Below are 20315 nucleotides of genomic sequence, written 5' to 3'. Positions count from 1 at the left end.
CGCTTCACCCGTTCGCAACTGGATTCTTTATGACCACTCACGCTGCTTACATCCAGGCCGCTGGCAAGCGCAGCTGGCCGCAATACCTGGGCTGGGGCCTGTTCCTGGCGATGATGGCCTGGGCCTGGCACGGCGCGGAAATGAACCCGCTGGCGCTGTACCGTGACTCCGGCAACATGGCGACCTTCGCCGCCGACTTTTTCCCGCCCGATTTCCACGAATGGCGCGCGTACCTCAAGGAAATGATCGTCACAGTGCAGATCGCCCTCTGGGGCACGCTGCTGGCGATCGTCTGCTCGGTGCCGCTGGGCATTCTCTGCGCCGACAACATCACGCCGTGGTGGATTCATCAACCGCTGCGGCGGGTCATGGATTCGTTCCGCTCGATCAACGAAATGGTCTTCGCCATGCTCTTTGTGGTGGCTGTCGGTCTGGGCCCGTTTGCCGGTGTCCTGGCGTTGTGGATCAGCACCACCGGTGTGCTCGCCAAGCTGTTTGCCGAAGCGGTGGAAGCGATCGATCCCGGCCCCGTCGAAGGCGTTCGAGCCACCGGCGCCAGTGCCTTGCAGGAAGTGATCTTCGGGGTCATCCCGCAAGTCATGCCGCTGTGGATTTCCTACGCGCTGTACCGCTTCGAATCCAACGTTCGCTCGGCCACGGTGGTGGGAATGGTCGGTGCCGGCGGGATTGGCGTCATCCTCTGGGAAAACATCCGCGCCTTCCAGTTCACCCAGACCTGTTCGGTGCTGCTGGTGATCATCGTGGTGGTGAGCGTCATCGACATCTTCTCCCAGCGCCTGCGCAAGCAGTTCATCTAATGACCACGACAGGAGAGGGTGCGAACCCTTTTTTAGCCATGCAGTTGTCTAGACAATCCGAAGCCCTGCACCGAGAGCCGACGCGTCGAGAAGCCACGCATCGGGAACCCATGTACCGCGAACTGGCGCAGACCCTGCGCAGTGAACTCGACCGCTACACCGCCGGTGAATACCTGCCGGCTGAAATCCAGCTCGCCGCACGCTTCGAGGTCAACCGGCATACGGTTCGCCGGGCCATCGACGAGCTGGTCCGCGAAGGCAGCCTGCTGCGCCGCCAGGGCAAAGGCACCCAGGTGCTGGGGCGTCCGCTGGTGTACCCGGTTGCCGCCGGCAGTGCCTACAGCGAATCCCTTGCCGCGCTCGGCCACGGCGTCGAAGCGGTGCTGCTGCAACGCCGGCATTGCACGGCCACGGTGGAGGAGGCCGCGCATCTGCGCCTCGAACCCCACGCGCCGCTGATCGAACTGCAAACCCTGCGCCGCCTCGACGGTCAGCCGGTCTGCCTGATTCGCCACCGTTACTGCGCCACCCGCGCGTCGTTGATCGCCGACTACGTCAGCGGCTCGGTGCGCCAGTTCCTCACCGAACGGCAATTGCCGTTGACTCGCACCTTCAGCCTGATCGGCGCGCGCCTGCCCAGTCGCGAAGAAGCCAGTGTGCTGCTGATGCCGCGTCATCTGCCGGCGCTGACGGTGCTCACCCTTTCCCATGATGCGCACGGAAACCCGGTGGAGATTGCCCATTCCACCAGCCGCTCCGACCGCTTCCAGTATCAGATCGTCACCTGACGGAGATGCCCTCGATGACTGCGACACCCGTTCCCTCCACCGCGCCCGACGCTTCAGCCCCCGAACTGTCCGCCCGTCAGCACTGGATCGGCGTGCTCTCGCGCAGCCGCCGCGATGAATTGCTCGCCCATGAAGCCGCATTGCGTGACGCCGAATACCAACTGATCCGCGCGCCGGAAATCGGCATGACCCTGGTGCGGGGCCGCATGGGCGGCAGCGGTGCGCCGTTCAACGTCGGCGAGATGACCGTGACCCGTTGCGTGGTGCGCCTGGCCGACGGCCGCACCGGCTTCAGCTACCTGGCCGGGCGTGACAAGGCCCACGCCGAACTCGCCGCCCTGGCCGACGCCCATTTGCAGGGTGCTCAACAGGCGCACTGGATCACAGAACTGATTGACCCGCTGGCCCGCGCGCAAGCTCTGCGTCGGGCTCGACAACAAGCCGATACCGCCGCGACCAAAGTGGACTTCTTCACCCTGGTCAGAGGAGAAAACTGATGAGCACCTCTCTCGCAACTGAATCCTTGCCCGCCTCGCTGTTGCAGCCGGCATTTGCCGATCCGGTGCTGGATGCCCAGCGCAGTTTTCGCGCCGCCCTCAAGGCGCTGGCCGGTCCCGGTGTCGCGCAAAGCCTGCTCGCCGCGCAAACCCCGCCGCACCTCGAAGGCCTTGCTGCGGCCAGCCACGCCCTGTGCCTGGCCTTGCTGGACATCGACACGCCGCTGTGGCTCGCGCCGACGTTCGACACCCAGGCCATTCGCGCCAACCTGACCTTCCATTGTGGCTGCCCGATCGTCAGCGACCGGCAGAACGCCCGCTTCGCGCTGCTCGACGACAGCCAGTTGCACGATCTCAGCGGTTTCGACCTGGGCAACGACCGTTATCCCGATCAGTCCTGCACGCTGCTGGTCCAGTTGCCGAGCCTGCAGGGCGGCACGCAACTGGCCTGGCGCGGGCCGGGCATCGAACGCCAAAACCACGTCAGCCTGCCGCTGCAGGAAGCGTTCTGGCAGGAGCGCGAAGCGCGCAATGACTTTCCCCGCGGGATCGACGTGTTCTTCGTCGCCGGCAGCGAATTGCTCGGTTTGCCGCGCAGTACTCAAGTGGCGTTCAAACCCGTGCTGCCCAAGCCCCAGCCTTCGAGTCTTCAACCCTCAAGAGGAGCGGCCTGATGTACGTTGCCGTCAAGGGTGGTGAACAGGCCATCGACAATGCCCACAAACTGCTGGCGAAACAGCGCCGGGGCGACCCCTCGGTTGCCGAGCTGGGCGTGGAACAGATCCGTCAGCAATTGCCCCTGGCCGTCGCCCGGGTGATGACCGAAGGCTCGCTGTACGACGCCGAGCTGGCGGCGCTGGCGATCAAGCAGTCGGCCGGCGATCTGGTGGAAGCGATCTTCCTCCTGCGCGCCTACCGCACCACGCTGACGCGCTTCAGCGCCAGCTTGCCGATCGACACCTCCAACATGCAGCTCAACCGGCGTCTGTCGGCCACGTTCAAGGATGTGCCCGGCGGGCAGCTGCTGGGTCCGACCTTCGATTACACCCACCGCTTGCTGGATTTCACCTTACTGGCCGAAGGCGAATTCCCTGGCCCTGAAAGTCAGGCCGACGCGGCGGTCCAGGACTGTCCGCGGGTGTTGGGATTGCTGGCGAAAGAAGGGCTGATCAAGGAAGAACAGGACACCGGCGCACCGGTCGCCGACATCACCCGTGAGCCGCTGGAGTACCCGGCCAGCCGCGCCGAGCGCCTGCAAGCGCTGGCCCGGGGCGACGAGGGTTTTCTGTTGGCCCTGGGCTATTCGACCCAGCGCGGATACGGCCGCAACCACCCGTTTGCCGGCGAGATTCGGGTCGGTGACGTGGAAGTGTGGATCGAGCCGGAAGAGCTGGGCTTCCCGATCGCCATTGGCGCCATCGAGGTGACCGAGTGCGAGATGGTCAACCAGTTTGTCGGGTCCGCCACCGAGCTGCCGCAGTTCACCCGCGGCTACGGCCTGGCCTTCGGGCACGCCGAACGCAAAGCCATGGGCATGGCGCTGGTGGACCGCTCGTTGCGCGCCGGTGAGTACAGCGAGGAGATCGTCTCCCCGGCGCAGCAGGAAGAGTTCGTGCTCGCCCACTGCGACAACGTCGAAGCCGCCGGTTTCGTCTCGCACCTGAAACTGCCGCACTACGTGGACTTCCAGGCCGAACTGGAACTGATCCGCAAACTGCGCACGCCCTCCAAGGAGCAGGCTCAATGAACGCCGCCACGCAGCCACGTCCGCAACCACAGACGCCGCGAGACGAGGCCTACAACTTCGCGTACCTGGATGAACAGACCAAACGCATGATCCGTCGCGGCCTGCTCAAGGCCGTGGCCATTCCCGGTTATCAAGTGCCCTTCGGTGGCCGCGAAATGCCGCTGCCCTATGGCTGGGGCACCGGCGGCATGCAACTGACCGCGGCGATCCTTGGCGCCGAAGACGTGCTCAAAGTCATCGATCAGGGCGCCGACGACACCACCAACGCCGTGTCGATCCGCCGCTTCTTCGCCCGCACCGCCGGTGTCGCCACCACCGAACGCACTCCCGAGGCGACGATCATCCAGACCCGTCACCGCATCCCGGAAACGCCGCTGCACGCTGACCAGATCATGGTCTATCAGGTGCCGATCCCCGAGCCGTTGCGCTTCATCGAACCGTCGGAAACAGAGACCCGCACCATGCACGCCCTGAATGATTACGGCGTCATGCACGTCAAGCTTTACGAAGACATCGCCACCTTCGGCCACATCGCCACGGCCTACGCCTACCCGGTGACCGTCGACGAACGCTACGTCATGGACCCGTCGCCGATCCCCAAATTCGACAACCCGAAACTCGACATGAGCCCGGCGCTAATGCTGTTCGGCGCCGGTCGCGAGAAGCGTCTTTACGCCGTGCCGCCGTTCACCCGCGTCACCAGCCTGGACTTTGAGGACCACCCCTTCGAAGTGCAGAAGTGGGAACACAACTGCGCCATCTGCGGCAGCCATGATTCGTTCCTCGACGAGCTGATCCTCGACGATCAGGGCACCCAGAGCTTCGTCTGCTCGGACACCGACTACTGCGCGCAACGGGTCAGCCAGGGGAGGGCCGCGCAATGAACGCTGCTCAACAGATCGACCGCGATGCGCTCGGCGATCGCACTCAACCGCTGCTCAAAGTGCGCGGCCTGACCAAGTTGTACGGCCCGGAGAAAGGCTGCCAGGACGTCAGCTTCGAGCTCTATCCGGGGGAGGTGCTGGGCATCGTCGGCGAGTCAGGCTCGGGCAAGTCGACGCTGCTTTCGCTGCTCAGCGGCCGTTGCCCGCCCGACCGGGGCGTCATCGATTACCGCCTCGCGGACACCCACAAAAGCGCCGGCCAGTGGCTGGACCTGTACAGCGCCAGCGAGGCCGAGCGCCGCACCTTGCTGCGCACCGAGTGGGGCTTCGTTGAGCAAAACCCCCGCGACGGCCTGCGCATGGCGGTGTCGGCCGGGGCCAATATCGGTGAGCGGCTGATGGCCCAGGGCGTGCGCAATTATCAGGCGCTGCGGGCGGCGGGGCTGGACTGGCTCAACCAAGTGGAGATCGACCCGGCGCGCATCGACGACCTGCCGCGAACCTTTTCCGGCGGCATGCAGCAGCGCCTGCAAATCGCCCGAAATCTGGTGTCCGGCCCACGGCTGGTGTTCATGGACGAGCCCACCGGCGGCCTCGACGTGTCGGTGCAGGCGCGTTTGCTCGACCTGATGCGCGGGCTGGTGCGCGAGCTGGACCTGGCGGTGGTCATCGTCACCCACGACCTGGCCGTCGCCCGCTTGCTTGCCGATCGACTGATGGTCATGCGCCGTTCCCACGTGGTGGAAACAGGGCTGACCGATCAGATCCTCGACGACCCGCAACATCCGTACTCGCAGCTGCTGGTGTCTTCGGTGCTGCAGCCATGATCCGACTTTCGGGATGCTTTCAATGAACACGCTGATCGAGGTCCGTGACCTCTCGAAAACCTTCACCCTGCACCAGCAGAGCGGCGTGGTGCTCAACGTGCTGCGCGGCGTGAATTTCTCCGTCGGCGGCGGCGAATGCCTGGTGCTGCAGGGTCATTCCGGCGCGGGCAAAAGCACGCTGCTGCGCACCTTGTACGGCAACTACCTGCCGGCCGGCGGCAGCATTCGCGTGCAGCATCAGGGCGAGTGGATCGAGCTGGTCGGCGCTGCGCCGCGCGAGGTGCTGCAAGTGCGCCAGCAGACCCTCGGCTACGTCAGCCAGTTTCTGCGGGTGATTCCCCGCGTCGCCACCGTCGACGTGGTCATGGAACCGGCCCTGGCCCGTGGCTGGAAACGCGAGGACGCCCAGGCCCGCGCCGAGCATCTGCTCGCCCGGCTGAACATTCCCCAACGGCTGTGGCAACTGGCACCGGGCACGTTTTCCGGCGGCGAGCAGCAGCGCGTCAACATCGCCCGCGGCTTCATGGTGCCGTGGCCGGTGATGCTGCTGGACGAGCCTACTGCTTCGCTGGACGACGGCAATCGCCAGGTGGTCCTTGAATTGATCCATGAAGCGAAAACCGCCGGCGCTGCGGTGATTGGCATCTTCCACGACCGACTGGCCCGGGAAGCGGTGTCCGACCGCCACCTGGACATGACCCCGCCAGATGTCGACCTGCAACCCTCGATGGTGTCGAGCCCGAAGGAGACCGAACAATGCTGAACGAACAGATCCTGACCCACGCCAAGATCGTCACCGCCGAGCGCGTCTTCACCGGTACCGTGGTGCTGCGCGACGGGTTGATCAGCGAGGTGGACGACCGCCTCAGCCATTTGCCCCAGGCGCAGAACCTCAACGGTGACTACCTGCTGCCGGGGCTAGTCGAACTGCACACCGACAACCTGGAAAAACACCTCAGCCCGCGCCCCGGTGTGGACTGGCCGTCGGCCTCGGCGGTGATGAGCCACGACGCGCAAATCATCGCGGCGGGCATCACCACGGTGTTCGACGCGCTGTCCATCGGCGACGTCAATCCCAAGGGCAAGCGCATGCAGCAATTGCCGGGCATGGTCGACGCGATCGCCAAGGCCAACGCCGCCGACATGACCCGCGCCGAGCACCGCTTGCACCTGCGCTGCGAGGTCTGCCACCCCGACACCCTCAGCGTGTTCCGTGACCTGGTCGAGCAGCCGCTGGTGCAACTGGTGTCGGTGATGGACCATTCGCCGGGCCAGCGCCAGTTCGCCCTCGAATCCAAGTACCGTGAGTACTACATGGGCAAGTACCACCTGAGCAGCGAGCAAATGGACGCCTTCATTGTCGAGCAGGTCGCCAACTCCAAAACCTACAGCGACCGTTATCGCCGGGCCATCGTCGACATCTGCCTGGCCCGTGGGTTGTCGGTGGCCAGCCACGACGACGCCACCCTGGCTCACGTGGAAGAGTCGGCGGGTTACGGCATGAGCATCGCCGAGTTCCCGACCACCCTCGAAGCCGCACAGGGCTGCCGGCGTCTGGGAATGAGTGTGTTGATGGGCGCCCCGAACATCGTTCGCGGCGGCTCGCACTCGGGCAACATTGCGGCGGCGACATTGGCCGAAGAAGGGCTATTGGATATTCTCTCCAGCGATTACTATCCGGCCAGCCTGTTGCAGGCGGCGTTCACCCTGGGCGCTCAGCTGGATGCAGCGGACGACTCGACAGGCGCCGGACTGGCTCGCGCGGTGACCACGGTCAGCCTGGCACCGGCCCGTTCGGCGGGCTTGCACGATCGCGGCGAGATCCGCGTTGGCCTGCGCGCCGACCTGATCCACGCCCGGGCTATCGGCACACTGCCGGTCATTCAACAAGTCTGGCGACAAGCGAAGAGGGTGTTCTGATGGCAGGCAGGTTGATCTATCTCATCGGACCGTCGGGTTCGGGCAAGGACAGCCTCCTGGACGCGGCCCGCGAGGCATTGGCCGCGCGGGGCTGCCGCATCGTGCGCCGAGTCATCACCCGTTCGGCGGAAGCCAAGGGCGAAGCGGCCCAGGCCGTCAGCGTCAACCGCTTCGCCGAACTGCAGTCTCAGGGCGCCTTTGCCTTGAGTTGGTTCGCCAACGGCCTGCATTACGGCATCCCCAAAGAGATCGATCAATGGTTGGCCGACGGGCACGACGTTCTGGTCAACGGCTCCCGCGGGCATCTGCCTCAGGCGCGGTCGCGCTATCCGTCGCTGTCGGTGGTGTTGCTGACAGTCGATCAATCGGTATTGCGGGATCGCTTGCTGAGCCGGGCGCGGGAATCGGCCGAAGACATCGAAACCCGACTGGCGCGCAACGCGCAGTTCGCTGACGACCTGCAAGTGAACGATCCGTCGTTGATCGTGCTCGACAACTCCGGCGCCCTGGAGCAAACCGTCGCCCGATTGTTGCAGCGACTGCAGCGCGCGCCCGCATGCGCCTGACCCTGTTGGGCACGGGGGATGCGCGGCAAGTCCCGGTTTACGGCTGTGAATGCGCGGCCTGTTGCGCGGCCCATGCCGACAAACGCCTGCGCCGCCGCCCGTGCTGCGCGCTGGTGGAGCTGGGGGAAGAACGCTGGCTGATCGACAGCGGCTTGCCCGATCTCACCGAACGCTTCCCGCCGCGCAGCCTCAGCGGCATCTTGCAAACTCACTACCACGCCGACCACGCCCAAGGCCTGCTGCACCTGCGCTGGGGCCAGGGGCTGGTGATCCCGGTGCATGGCCCGGTGGACCCGGAAGGGTTGTCGGACCTGTACAAGCACCCCGGCATCCTGGATTTCAGCCAGCCGTTCATGCCCTTCGAAAGCCGGTCGCTGGGCGAACTGCAAGTCACCGCGCTGCCGCTGCTGCATTCCAAGCCAACGCTGGGTTATCTGTTGGAAGGCGGAGGGCGGCGCATCGCCTACCTCACCGACACCGTCGGCTTGCCCCACGATACCCAGGCTTTTTTGCAGCGTGAGGCGCTCGACGTGCTCATCCTCGACTGCTCAATGCCGCCCCAGCCGCAAACGCCGCGCAACCACAACGATGTGACGCTGGCGCTGCAGATCATTGCCGAGCTGACACCCGAGCGAGCCGTGCTGACCCATGTCGGGCACACGCTGGATGCGTGGTTGATGGAACATGCCGCGGATCTGCCCGACCACATTCGGGTGGCGCGGGACGCAATGGAGCTCTGAGCGGGAAGGGGGGAGTTTGGCCAGTCGTCCTATGACCACCTGTCGCCCATGTCGCTTAAACCTCGGTCCGGCTTCAACTTTTCCCTGTCATGGCCGTTGCAAATGTAGCCCTACATTTCCTTCGGAGCTTGACCATGTCTTTGATTCCCCGCCGTATTGCTGGACGAATGACCCTGGGGATCCTGACATTGCTGATTCTCACCGCGGTGGCGATTTTCGCGGTCATGACCCTGGGCGGCAAACCCCAACTGGTGGCCGCTGGCACCGAATCCGCGGAGCAGTCAGCCAGCGCCATTACCCGTCAGTTGGCGCTGCCATTGAGTCGCATCGAGGGGACCGCTGCTGCCATGGCGCTGCTGGCCGAGACACTGCCCCACGAAGAAACCCTGTACATGAGCAATTTCCCCGGGCTGATCGACAGCCAGGGGGATTCCGCCATCGCCGGTGGCGGCGTGTGGCCGGAGCCCAACGCCTTTGCCGCAGGCACCGAGCGGCGCAGTTTTTTCTGGGCACGGGACGCGGGCAATCGACTGGATTTTTCCGACGAATACAACCAGGCCAAAACGCCGCCTTATCAGGCTGAGTCCTGGTACACCGGGGCCAAGTCCGCACCGGCAGGGCATTGCGTCTGGTCCGATGCTTATCAGGACCCGGTCAGCGGCGTGGCAATGACCACCTGCAGCGTCCCTTATCGGGCCCAGGGCGCGTTCGCCGGTGTGGCGACCATCGACCTAAAGCTTGACGGCCTGGCGGCCTTCCTCAAGGACAAAGGCGGCGTCACCGACGGCTACGCATTTGCAGTCGATCCTTCAGGGAATCTGCTGTATTTCCCCGATGCGAAGGGCACCAAGGGCCTGTTGACCATTACCGGATTGAGCCAGGAACAACCCTGGTTAAAGCCAGTGGCTGATCAGCTTGCGAGCAACACTTCGGCCCTCTCGACCCTGAGGATTGAGCACGACGGTCGGCTCAACGGCCCGGCCTACGTCACCCTGGCGACCATGGCCGGCACCGGATGGCGCATAGGGCTGGTGACCCCGGAAGCCCGCGTCGTCGGCCTGGCCGACCGCCTCACCGGACAAATTCTGCTGTTCCTGTTGCCGCTGTTGGGCGTGCTGCTGGGTCTGGCCTGGCTAGCCGGCAAGCGGCTGTTGGCGCAACTGGAGGAAACCACCGCGCAGATATCGAGTCTGGGCCAGGGCGGTCAGATCGATACTCAACTGGCGATTTTGCGCGCCGACGAGATCGGCGCACTGCGTGAGTCGGTCAACCGCTACGCGGGTTCCCTGCGCGACATGCTGCACCGCATCGCCGAGGAGTCGGTGTCCCTGGAACGCCAGGCCAACGAGCTGGCGCAGTTGTCCCAAGGCGTCGCCGAGCGGGCCGAATCCCAGCGCCAGGACAACACCTTGTTGGCGACCGCAATCACCGAGATGTCGGCCAGTGCCAACGAAGTCGCCCAGAACACCACAGACTGCTCCGACACCGCCCGCCGTTCCCTGGGTGATGCGCAGAAAAGCCAGGATCAGGTCAACAGCAACAGCCAGTCCATCGAAGTACTGGCAACGGACATTGCCGGCGCGGCGGGCGCCATCACCCAATTGGGCGATGACATCGAGCGCGTGGGCAGCGTGCTGGAAGTGATCAAGTCAATCTCCCAGCAGACCAACCTGCTGGCGCTGAACGCCGCCATCGAAGCGGCCCGGGCAGGTGAACAGGGGCGTGGTTTTGCGGTGGTGGCGGATGAGGTGCGCACGCTGGCCGGGAGGACCCAAGCCTCGGCGAACGAGATACAGGAGATGATCTCGCAACTGCGTCAGGCCTCCAGTGCGGCGGTGTCGACCATGCAGAACGGCGCCGCGCGCACCCGTGAGTCGGTGCAGCAGGCGGTCAGTGTCGCCGCCACACTGGGCACCACCGTCTTCAGCTTCGACGACATCGTCCAGCGCGCCCATCAAATCGCCGTGGCCGCCCAGGAACAGAGCCACGTCACCCACGAAATCAATGAGCTGGCGGTGCGCATCCACGCCTCCAGCGAACAAGGCGCCCGGGATGCCGGCACCCTGCGCGAACTGGGCAAAGGCATGCAGTCGATCTCCGGTCGTCTGGGTGCATTGAGCCGCGGTGGCAACCAGGCCTGAGGCGCCTGTCTCAGGCCTCATCACCGGTGGCCACACCGGCGTCTTCCCGGCTAAAGCCGGTCCTACATGTATGCGGTCAGTAGGACCGGCTTGCGCCTGGTATGGACGCGGAGCGTCCCGTGATGCATACCCACGCGGAGCGTGGGCACGATCAGACAGTGAGGGTGCGTGCATTCAGCGGAAATGGTGGTGGCCACACCGGCCTCTTCCCGGCTAAAGCCGGTCCCACTAAAAGCAGCGCGTCCATTCAGGAAAAGTGGCGGCGACCTCGACCGTAGGACCGGCTTCAGCCGGGAAGCTTTTGATCTGCTTTTGATCTGCTTTTGATCTTCGTACACAAAAAGCTCAGTCACCGCCAATCGCGACTTGGGTGCAGGCTGAACGCAGGTCTCGCGCAGTGGGCCGAGCCGCATGGATGCGGCGAGAGCGCCGTCAGGGCATGGATGCCCGTTCGGCGCGGGCCCACGGAGCGAGACCGGAGTGAAGGAACCCTGAGGAACGAAGGGCCAAACCAGGAGCAAGCACCCTTGGTTACTTGGGGTGCTTTTCCAAGTAACTCGCCGAAGGCGAAACAGTCTGCCCCCAGGCAGACGCTCTTGATCTTGATCTGGCTCTAGATCTCGATTGGCTTCAAGCCTGGCCACGGCAATTAAGCACATAACTGCAATCCAGCCGCGCCACAACCGACTACGCTCAACCTTCCCCCCCGCACCCACTCCAGAGGACCGCATCCCAATGACCACCCTGACCCTCAAAGACGGCACCGAATTCTTCTACAAAGACTGGGGCACCGGCCAACCGATCGTCTTCTCCCACGGCTGGCCCCTCGACGGCGACGCATGGGATGCACAAATGCTCTTCCTCGGCCAGCACGGCTACCGCGTCATCGCCCACGACCGCCGCGGCCACGGGCGCTCCGGCCAGACCTGGGAAGGCAACGACATGGACACCTACGCCGACGACCTCGCCCAACTGTTCGACGCCCTCGACCTCAAAGACGCCATCATGATCGGCCACTCCACCGGTGGTGGCGAAGTCGCCCGCTACATAGGCCGCCATGGCACCGCCCGCGTTGCCAAAGCCGTCCTGATTGGCGCCGTGCCACCGATCATGCTCAAAACCGACGCCAACCCCGAAGGCCTGCCCATGGAAGTCTTCGACGGCATCCGCGCCGGCTTCACCGCCGACCGCTCGCAGTTCTTCAAGGACCTCGCCGTGCCGTTCTTCGGCTTCAACCGCGACGGCGTGAAAACCTCCCAGGGCGCCATCGACTCGTTCTGGTCCATTGGCATGCTCGGCAGCGTCAAAGGGGAGTTCGACTGCATCAAGGCGTTCTCGGAAACCGACTTTACCGAAGACCTGAAAAAGATCGACGTGCCAACCCTGATCCTCCACGGCGATGACGACCAGATCGTTCCGATCGTCGCGTCAGGCTACAAGAGTCACGAATTGGTCAAAGGCTCGACACTGCACGTGGTCAAGGGCGGCGCCCACGGCATGTGTAACGTGCAGCCGGAAGAAATCAACGAGATTCTGTTGGGCTTCATCAAGGGCTGATCAGCCTGTTCAACAGAGGCTGGCGGTCTCAAGCTGGAGGCTGCCAGGCTTCTCATCAAGCCAGGTCAGCTCATGATCAAGGGCGTACTCAGCCGCCCGTCATGTTCATGAAGCGCACCACCTGCACATCATCGTTGAGCTCGAAGTTGTGCTTCCACGGCTTCAGCTGCATGGCGTTGACGATGGCTTTCTCCAGCTTTTCCGGCTGACCCGGATTGGCCCGCAGCACGGCTTTCAAATCAGCCGAATGCTCATTGCCGAGACACAGCAGCAGACGACCTTCCACCGTGACCCGAACCCGATTGCAGGTCGCGCAGAAGTTGTGGCTGTGGGGCGAAATGAAGCCGATGCGGATGTGCGGTGCTTCCGCCACGCGCCAGTAGCGCGAAGGCCCGGACGTGGTTTCGGTCGAATGCACCAGGGTGTAACGCTCGGCGATGCGTTCACGCACCTGCTCGCTGGAGTAGAACGACTCGGCGCGGCTGTGCTCGCTGATCGTGCCCAGGGGCATTTCTTCGATGAACGTGATATCGACCCCACGATCAATCGCAAAGGCCACCAGATCATTGATCTCGTGGTCGTTGCGGCCCTGCATGACCACGCAGTTGAGCTTGGTGCGCTCGAAGCCGGCCGCGTTGGCGGCGTCGATACCGGCAATGACCTTGCTCAGGTCACCGGTGCGGGTCAATTCCTTGAAGCGCGCCGGGTCGAGGCTGTCGAGGCTGATGTTAAGGCGCTTGAGGCCGGCTTCGAACAGCGGCACGGCGAGTTTGTCGAGCTGCGAGCCGTTGGTGGTCATGCACAGTTCGCGCAGGCCGGGCAGGGCGGCGATGCTGCGAACCAGCCCGAGGATGCCGGCGCGCACCAGTGGCTCACCGCCGGTCAGACGAATCTTCTTGGTGCCCAGCGCCACGAAGCGCTCGGCAAGTTGATGAATTTCTTCGAGGGAGAGAATCTGCTGACGGGGGAGGAACGTCATGTCCTCGGCCATGCAATACACGCAGCGAAAATCGCAGCGATCCGTGACCGACATGCGGACGTAATCGACCTTGCGTGAATAGCTGTCCATCAGGACTTGATCTGACATTGATTACTCTCGACAACGTGACGCGTGGCAGAAACAGGGTGCGCGCCCCGGAAATGAGGCGCGCGGCTGCAGCGTTAAATCTGGCTACCGGACTGCTGCTCGATGGCCGCAGCAGTGACGCCGGTCGCCGAAGCCTGAATGGCTTTCGAATAGGACACGTAATACGCGAGCCCGACAAAAATTGCACCCCCCACGGCGTTACCCAGGAACACCGCAACGAAGTTTTCAACGAATTCGGTCCAGCTCAGGGCGTCGGCAAAGATCGCCGCCGGGATCACGAACATGTTGGCGACGACGTGCTGGAAGCCGATGGCGACGAAGGCCATGATCGGGAACCACATGGCAACGACCTTCCCGGTCACGTCTTTGCTGGCGTATGACAACCAGACCGCCAGGCACACCAGCCAGTTGCAACCAATGCCGGAAATAAACGCCTGGCTGAAGTCAGCGCTGGCCTTGGCCTTGGCGATGGCCAGGGTCTTGGCCAAGTACGCACCTTCTGTGAGGCCCAGCACATGGCCGAAGAAGTAGGCGACGAACAGCGCGCCGAGCAGGTTGGCGAACGTCACCAGCGCCCAGTTGCGCGCCACCGCCGACAGCGGCACCCGACCGGCGAACATTGCCGTCGGCAGGCTCATCATATTGCCCGTGAGCAGCTCGCCGCCGGCAAGGATCACCAGAATCAGACCCAGCGGAAACACCGCCGCGCCCAGCAGGTTGCCCAGTGACGCCCAAGGCGCCGGGATCATGGTGCTGACGTGGATGTCCAGCAGAAAGCCCAGGGCGATGAACGCGCCGGCGAGAAAGCCCAGCACCAGAATTGCCGGGGTCGGCAGGTGGGACTTCTTCACGCCGGCTTCAATGGTGATTTCGGCGATCTGCTGCGGTGTATTGATGGACATAGGCTTTCAGGCTCGCAAGCGATGAACCGCGTCGCGGCTCAACGAGCCGTGACGCGTAAACAAAGGAGGGGGTCAAGCATCCGGGCTTGGTGCGCGGGGTGTCAGCCGACACGGCGCCGATCCCTGATGGGCAGGCTGCTGCGACTCTAAACCGCAGGCAGTCAGCGCCCAAAAGACCTGATCAATTCGTGAGCACGCTACCGATCAGGGTGTTAAGCGTCCAATCGCTTGTTCCAATAGCGTCATCGACGCTGTCTATCACGAGGTTTTCAGGCGCGGGGCCTTCCCTCTGTCATCAGAGCGGCATCGTCCCTGGTCAGTCTTTGCTGGCGCGGGCGATGCTGCGTTCGTATCGCTCCAGCAACGGTTGAATACTGATGCCGTGCAGCAGGATGCTCAATGCCACCACCGACAACGTCAGGCTGATGGTGGTGTGAACGGCCTCAGCGGGAAGGCCATGGGTCAACGCGTAGCACAGGTAGTACAACGTGCCGATGCCGCGAATGCCGAACCAGCCGACCAGTGCCTTTTGCGGCCTGGTCAGCAATTTGCCACTGATCAGCAGCCAGACGCTCAACGGCCTGATTACGCAGAACAACGCCAGGCCCAGGCCAACGGCGCGCCAGTCCCAGTAAGTGGCGAGGGCCGCGCCGAGAAGGGTGATCAACAGCACCTCCATTGCGCGCTCTACCAGGCTGCCGAAGACCATCATGTCGCCCATCATCACGCCGGCCGCCAGTTGGCTGTCTGACAGCGCATCGCGGTCGCCCATGATTGCCGACTCCGGATCGCTGTGGGTGTGGCCCACCACCGGGATCGCCACATGCTCCGACGGCACCTCAGACTGGGTGGCGTTGGACTCGGCATGACGCACGCCGATGCCCGCCGCGAATACCGCCAGAAATCCGTAGGCGCCAAGGCCTTCGGCGCTGACGTAGGCAATGGCGATCAGCGCCAGGGCGAGAAAGTCGTTGGGCGACAGGGTGCTGTCGGCGTTCTTGATGCGCAGGTAGATCATCAGGTGGCCGACCCCACGGCCCAGGCCGTAACCGAGCATCAGTCCGACCGGTACGCCCCAGATGATGTTTTTCAGCAGCCAGCCCTGGGTCCAGTCGAAATCCGAAAAACCGTGGGTGATGAACATCAGGGCGAAAATCACGAAGGGGAACGCAGTGCCGTCATTCAGCCCGGCCTCACCGGACAGGCCGAAGCGCACCCGGTCCAGGTCCTGGGCGCTGTTGACCTGCACCAGGCCGGCCAGCACCGGGTCGGTGGGCGAAAGCATGGCGCCGAGCAGCAACGCGATCGGCCATGACAGGCCGAACAGGTAATGGGCGGTCAGGCTGACACCGGCAATGGTCGCCAGCATCACCGGTCCGGCCAGCAGGTACGCCGAATACCAGCCGCTACGGTGCAGGGGCAGGCGCAGCTTGATGCCGGTGTTGAACAGGGAAAACAGCACGGCAATTTCGGTGAGGCGTTCGAGCCAGTGGCGGGCGTCGCGCACGTCGAGCTGCGCAATGTCCAGGCCCCAGGGGCCAATCGCGGCGCCAAACGCCAGACACACCGCCGACGTGGTGACCGGCAGCCAGCGCAGGTAAGAAGAAGTCAGTGCCAGCAGCATCAGCAGGACACCGAAGACGGTCATGCAAAGAATGAAGCTCATGCGAATTCGTCATCAGTCAAAGGGCGGGAATGACTGTGTGACTGTAGTAGGCAGGGATAGTTGAAACAAATGTGGGATGGATTCGCGACCGGCGCGGGACCCCGGATGCCCGGGGCATGGTTGGGCCCACTGGCTGCACGCGATCGCCTTGTGGGACCGGCTTTAGCCGGGAGCGGCCAGCGGATACGTCATCCATTTTTCGGTGTGGCATCCGACGCCTTCCCGGCTAAAGCCGGTCCCACTTAAATCGCGCCTACCGCTCGATCGACCGGCTCCACCGCGCGTTCCATTCCGGGCGCACCTGATTGACCTGATCCCAGTCGATGGTCACGGCGGTTTCCAGGTATTTGTTCATCGCTTCCACCTGACCACGAGTCTTGTCGGTGGTCGGGGTTTTCGGATTGGACGGGATCTGGTCGCCCATCTCCAGCGCCGGCGCCTGTGCTTCCGGGGTCAGCAGGAAGGCCGCGAGCTTTTGCGCCAGTTCCGGCTGGTCGTTGTTGGCGATGGTGCATTCGGCCACGTTCAACACCACAGCGCCTTCCTTCGGTGGCGCGTATTCCACCGGCACGCCCTTGAGCTTGAGCGCGGTGACCTGGGTCGGCGTCAGCGGGAACAGCGCCGCTTCGCCGGTCTGCACCATCTCCGAGATCTTCGCCGAGCTGGCGATGTATTCCAGCACGTTAGGCCCCACCGTCTTCGGCCACGCCTTGAAACCCGGCTCGACGTTGGTTTCGTTGCCACCCTGCAGCCGGTTGAACATCAGAAAACCATGCAGCCCGAACGTGGAGGAGGCCAGCGACTGGAACACCAGCTTCTCCTTATACTTGGGGTCCGCCATGTCGGCCCAGGACGTCGGCGCGCTCCAGCCGTTGTCCTTGAACATCCGGGTGTTGTAGGCCAGCCCCGTGACACCGAGGCTGACGGCCACGGCTTCTTCCTTGATCTTGCCCTTGGCCGGAATGTCCGCCAGGCTCGCGCTCGGGTTCAACTTGCCGCACAGGCCCATGGAAATGGCCCGGTACATGATGCCGTCGTCGAGGAACATCACGTGCATCTGCGGGTTGTCCTTGCTGGCCTGAGCCTTGGCGAGGATGTCCGAGGACGTGCCCGGCACAATCACCACCTTGACGTTATTGGCCTTCTCGAACGCCGGCAACACGTGGTCGGCGTACAAGCGCTCCATGGTGCCGCCGTTCATGCCCAGGTACAGCGTCGGTTCGGCCTGTACGGGCATCGAAGCAAGAAACATAGCGAACGGCAGGCAAGACAAGCAGGTTACGGCAACACGTTTCATGTGAGTCATGGGTTCGACCTTCCTCTGAGCAATGGAATGACGTTATCGGTGCCGGACGGCACGACGATGGCGGGCGATGAAGTGTGCGGTTGCGATTGAAAGCGTGTGATCGAGAACGGGCTCAGCTCAATGTTCGACGCCCCGACGCAGACGATCTGCGCCAAGGCCTCGCCCGCCGCCGGGCCAATCTGAAAGCCCGATCCGGCGAATCCGAAGCCGTGCAGCAGACCGGGTTGGGTCGAACTGGCCCCCAGCACCGGCTCGCGGTCGGGCAAATAACCTTCGGTGCCGCTCCAGGTGCGAATGGCCTGGGCACCGGCCAGCGGCGGATACAGTTCAACGGCGTTGCGCAGGATCTCCAGAATCGCCGCCTGACCGGGCCGCGCAGTGGCCGGGTCCAGCGGAAAACCCTGGCCGCCGCCCAGTACGCAATTGCCCCGCGCCACCTGTCGGGCATAAATCCCGCCGCCCTCGACGCCGGTGCTGACGTCCATGAACATCGGCAGCGGTTCGGTCACCAGCATCGCCGGATGGCCCGCGCGCATGGGCACCGGTTCGCCGAACTGCCGGGCCAACTGAGCCGCCCACGCCCCGGCGCAATTGAGCAGCCACGGCGCGCGAAAGCTCAGGCCGCTGGCGGTGCGCAGCAGAAAACGCTGCCCGTCATGGGCGACTTCAGTGACATGGGCCTGCTCGAAGGTCTGCGCACCGGCGCGGCGTGCGGCAGCGGCAAATGCCGGCGAGACGAGGCGCGGATTGGCATGGCCGTCCTCGGCGCACAGCGAAGCGCCCACCGCCACATCGCCCGCCCAGGGGAAGCGGGCGCGTAACCGGGCGTGATCGAGCAGCTGCAGTTCCATTCCGAACCCGCGAGACGCCTCCTCATACGCGACCAGCGAGGCCATGTCTTTGTCGCTGCGGGCCAGCTTGAGATGCCCGGAGCGGACGTATTCGCCGTCAGTGCCGATGAACGCGCGCAGGTCTCCCCAGATTTCATGGGCGCGCTGGGACAGCGGCAGTTGCGACAACGGCCGACCCTGGCGCCGCACGCCGCCATAATTGACGCCGCTTGAGTGAGAGCCGAAAAAGTCCCTTTCCAGCAGCGCCACGCGTTTGCCGCTCAGGGCGAGAAACAGCGCCGCCGATGCACCGACGATCCCACCGCCCATCACCACCGCATCCACCTCAGCCGGCTGGCTCATTGTTCTGCCTCCACGCCAAACGGCAACGGCTTGATTGGCGCCTGCCCGCGCAAGCGACCGACGCTGGCGATGTCCCGCCCTGACGCCTGCGCGACGATTTCCGTCGCGGCCAGCCCGCACATGCGCCCCTGGCAGCGGCCCATGCCGACCCGGCACATGGCCTTGACCCGGTTGATTTCCCAGTGACCCTCGGCCACGGCCTGACGGATGTCGCCAGCGCTGACTTCCTCGCAGCGGCAAACCGTGAGGCTGTCTGGCGCCTGGGCGGCCCAGTCTTCGGGGAAAGGGAACGCGGTCTCCAGCCCCTGGCGAAACCTCCGGATGGCCTCCAGTTGCCGCTGCAATTCAATGCTGCGGGCGCGGTCGATGCGGTAACCGATGTCGCCGAGCAGGGTCAGCGCTGCCAGTTCGCCGGCCATTTCCGCAGCGTCGGCGCCCATGATCCCGGCCCCATCCCCGGCCAGATAAACCCCCTCGACACTGCTGCGCCCGGCAGCGTCGCGGGTGGGCAGCCAAGCGCGATTCAACGGGCTCCAGGCGAATTCGCAGCCGAGCAGATCGGCCAATTGGGTTTCGCTGCGCAGTGCGTGGGCGAAGGCGACGGCGTCACAGGCGAGTTTTTTGAGCTGATTGCCCTGTTGCCAGCTGACCCCGCTGACCCGCCGCTCGCCCTGAATGCCGTGCAGATGAACGCCCTGATGCACCGGGATGCCGTGGGCCGTCAGCCAGGCGCGGTAATAAAGCCCTTTGGCCAGCGTCGACGGTTGCCCGAGCAGCGCGGGCAGGGCGCGGGTCTGAGCGGAAAAGGGCGAGCTGTCGAGCACCGCCGCCACCGTCGCACCGGCCTTGGCGTACTGATACGCCACCAGATACAACAGTGGCCCGCTGCCGGCGAAGACCACGCGCTCACCGATGGCGCAGCCCTGAAACTTCAGCGCGATCTGCGCTGCGCCGAGGCTGTAGACGCCGGGTAAGGTCCAGCCCGGCACTGGCAAGATGCGGTCGGTGGCGCCGGTGGCCACGATCAAATGCTTGAACGGCACCTGCGCCGTGCGGCCATTGCGCAGGGTGTCGAGGGTGCGTGCTTCGGCGTTCCACACCAGCGTCTCGGGGCGGTAGTCGATCTCGCGCTGCAACTGATCGAGGGTGGCGTGAACCGACGCGGCTTTGCCCGCTTCGAAACCGTACAGGGCCTTGGCCGAGCGCTTGAAGTTCTCCGGCTGGCGACGATAGACCTGACCGCCGCCGCGCAGGCTTTCATCCAGCAGACAAGGGCGCAGGCCGTGGGCGAGCAGCGTCTGCGCCGCGCGAATCCCGGCTGGGCCGGCGCCGACGATAACGGTGTTCATGGCTTGAAGGGTCGGCGCATTCATAGGCTGCGCCCCGGTTCGCGACTCACGCACACGCCGGCTTCGAGCATCGTCGAACAGGCGCGCACCCGGCGACCGTCTCCCAGTTTCACCCAGCAGTCCTGGCACGCGCCCATCAGGCAGAAACCGGCCCGGGGCTCACCGCTGAAGTCGCTGCCGCGCAAGGAATCCTCTGCCGTGAGCACGGCCGTCAGCAAGGTATCGCCCTGCAAACCACTGGCTGGCTGGCCGTCGAGGGTGAAGGGGATGACGGCGCGGTCGCGTTCGGCGAGTCGTCTCAGCAAGGCCATGGCGCGCGCTCCATCG

At 64.4% G+C, this 20315-nt stretch carries 20 protein-coding genes and 1 pseudogene; 14 read left to right on the top strand and 7 right to left on the bottom strand.

The features are described from left to right. The first annotated feature begins 29 nt into the window (after nt 1–29). From phnE to AC0Z8Z_RS07280, 14 genes and pseudogenes are all read left to right on the top strand, one after another. Nucleotides 30–818 (top strand): phosphonate ABC transporter, permease protein PhnE, encoded by a 789-nt coding sequence (phnE, locus tag AC0Z8Z_RS07345; protein WP_122535792.1) that lies wholly within the window; start codon nt 30–32, stop codon nt 816–818. A gap of 38 nt (nt 819–856) precedes the next feature. Continuing rightward, nucleotides 857–1606 carry a phosphonate metabolism transcriptional regulator PhnF gene (gene phnF, locus AC0Z8Z_RS07340; RefSeq protein ID WP_485618659.1) on the top strand — a complete coding sequence of 250 codons (750 nt, stop codon included), beginning with the start codon at nt 857–859 and terminating at the stop codon, nt 1604–1606. Between the two features lie 14 nt (nt 1607–1620). Then, the gene (gene phnG, locus AC0Z8Z_RS07335) at nt 1621–2103 is read left to right on the top strand and encodes a phosphonate C-P lyase system protein PhnG (protein WP_485618658.1); all 483 of its coding nucleotides are present in this window, start codon (nt 1621–1623) and stop codon (nt 2101–2103) included. 26 nt (nt 2104–2129) lie between these two features. Further along, on the top strand, nt 2130–2777 hold the full coding sequence (phnH, locus tag AC0Z8Z_RS07330; protein WP_485618692.1) for a phosphonate C-P lyase system protein PhnH: 648 nt from the start codon (nt 2130–2132) through the stop codon (nt 2775–2777). After that, on the top strand, nt 2777–3850 hold the full coding sequence (locus tag AC0Z8Z_RS07325) for a carbon-phosphorus lyase complex subunit (protein WP_485618657.1): 1074 nt from the start codon (nt 2777–2779) through the stop codon (nt 3848–3850). The genes phnH and AC0Z8Z_RS07325 overlap by 1 nt, the downstream gene beginning before the upstream one ends. Then, on the top strand, nt 3847–4734 hold the full coding sequence (locus tag AC0Z8Z_RS07320; RefSeq protein WP_122535796.1) for an alpha-D-ribose 1-methylphosphonate 5-phosphate C-P-lyase PhnJ: 888 nt from the start codon (nt 3847–3849) through the stop codon (nt 4732–4734). Before AC0Z8Z_RS07325 ends, AC0Z8Z_RS07320 begins: the two co-directional genes overlap by 4 nt. Then, entirely contained in the window at nt 4731–5561 is an 831-nt protein-coding gene (gene phnK / locus AC0Z8Z_RS07315) for a phosphonate C-P lyase system protein PhnK (protein ID WP_485618656.1), read from the top strand. Before AC0Z8Z_RS07320 ends, phnK begins: the two co-directional genes overlap by 4 nt. A 22-nt stretch (nt 5562–5583) precedes the next feature. Further along, the gene (gene phnL / locus AC0Z8Z_RS07310; RefSeq protein ID WP_485618654.1) at nt 5584–6324 is read left to right on the top strand and encodes a phosphonate C-P lyase system protein PhnL; all 741 of its coding nucleotides are present in this window, start codon (nt 5584–5586) and stop codon (nt 6322–6324) included. Beyond that, entirely contained in the window at nt 6318–7481 is a 1164-nt protein-coding gene (locus AC0Z8Z_RS07305; RefSeq protein ID WP_485618652.1) for an alpha-D-ribose 1-methylphosphonate 5-triphosphate diphosphatase, read from the top strand. The genes phnL and AC0Z8Z_RS07305 overlap by 7 nt, the downstream gene beginning before the upstream one ends. Further along, the gene (gene phnN, locus AC0Z8Z_RS07300; protein ID WP_485618651.1) at nt 7481–8047 is read left to right on the top strand and encodes a phosphonate metabolism protein/1,5-bisphosphokinase (PRPP-forming) PhnN; all 567 of its coding nucleotides are present in this window, start codon (nt 7481–7483) and stop codon (nt 8045–8047) included. Before AC0Z8Z_RS07305 ends, phnN begins: the two co-directional genes overlap by 1 nt. After that, complete coding sequence (gene phnP, locus AC0Z8Z_RS07295; RefSeq protein WP_485618649.1) at nt 8038–8787, top strand: phosphonate metabolism protein PhnP; 750 nt, start codon at nt 8038–8040, stop codon at nt 8785–8787. Before phnN ends, phnP begins: the two co-directional genes overlap by 10 nt. An 89-nt stretch (nt 8788–8876) precedes the next feature. Continuing rightward, nucleotides 8877–10070 (top strand): annotated as a pseudogene (locus AC0Z8Z_RS07290) (PDC sensor domain-containing protein); the annotation flags it as partial. 12 nt (nt 10071–10082) lie between these two features. Then, complete coding sequence (locus AC0Z8Z_RS07285; protein ID WP_485618691.1) at nt 10083–10928, top strand: methyl-accepting chemotaxis protein; 846 nt, start codon at nt 10083–10085, stop codon at nt 10926–10928. Between the two features lie 735 nt (nt 10929–11663). After that, nucleotides 11664–12485 (top strand): alpha/beta fold hydrolase, encoded by an 822-nt coding sequence (locus AC0Z8Z_RS07280; RefSeq protein ID WP_122625316.1) that lies wholly within the window; start codon nt 11664–11666, stop codon nt 12483–12485. A gap of 88 nt (nt 12486–12573) precedes the next feature. Here AC0Z8Z_RS07280 and moaA read toward each other — a convergent pair whose 3' ends face one another. From moaA to AC0Z8Z_RS07245, 7 genes are all read right to left on the bottom strand, one after another. Beyond that, complete coding sequence (moaA, locus tag AC0Z8Z_RS07275) at nt 12574–13572, bottom strand: GTP 3',8-cyclase MoaA (protein ID WP_485618647.1); 999 nt, start codon at nt 13570–13572, stop codon at nt 12574–12576. 74 nt (nt 13573–13646) lie between these two features. Then, on the bottom strand, nt 13647–14474 hold the full coding sequence (locus tag AC0Z8Z_RS07270; RefSeq protein ID WP_272634379.1) for a formate/nitrite transporter family protein: 828 nt from the start codon (nt 14472–14474) through the stop codon (nt 13647–13649). A gap of 316 nt (nt 14475–14790) precedes the next feature. After that, nucleotides 14791–16140 (bottom strand): cation:proton antiporter, encoded by a 1350-nt coding sequence (locus AC0Z8Z_RS07265; RefSeq protein ID WP_485618646.1) that lies wholly within the window; start codon nt 16138–16140, stop codon nt 14791–14793. Nucleotides 16141–16393: 253 nt separating this feature from the next. Further along, nucleotides 16394–17446, bottom strand: a complete 1053-nt coding sequence (locus AC0Z8Z_RS07260) for an ABC transporter substrate-binding protein (RefSeq protein ID WP_485618645.1) — start codon at nt 17444–17446, stop codon at nt 16394–16396. Continuing rightward, complete coding sequence (locus AC0Z8Z_RS07255; RefSeq protein WP_485618644.1) at nt 17443–18639, bottom strand: NAD(P)/FAD-dependent oxidoreductase; 1197 nt, start codon at nt 18637–18639, stop codon at nt 17443–17445. Before AC0Z8Z_RS07255 ends, AC0Z8Z_RS07260 begins: the two co-directional genes overlap by 4 nt. Next, entirely contained in the window at nt 18636–20012 is a 1377-nt protein-coding gene (locus AC0Z8Z_RS07250; protein ID WP_485618643.1) for an FAD/NAD(P)-dependent oxidoreductase, read from the bottom strand. The genes AC0Z8Z_RS07255 and AC0Z8Z_RS07250 overlap by 4 nt, the downstream gene beginning before the upstream one ends. Continuing rightward, complete coding sequence (locus AC0Z8Z_RS07245) at nt 20009–20299, bottom strand: (2Fe-2S)-binding protein (protein WP_272634388.1); 291 nt, start codon at nt 20297–20299, stop codon at nt 20009–20011. The genes AC0Z8Z_RS07250 and AC0Z8Z_RS07245 overlap by 4 nt, the downstream gene beginning before the upstream one ends. Nucleotides 20300–20315: the final 16 nt, after the last annotated feature.

It is taken from the genome of Pseudomonas sp. 1L-C-7-B-C1 (genome assembly GCF_057291635.1).
The sequence above is the reverse complement of the archived record's forward strand: the minus strand, read 5'-3'. Positions and strand labels throughout refer to the sequence as shown.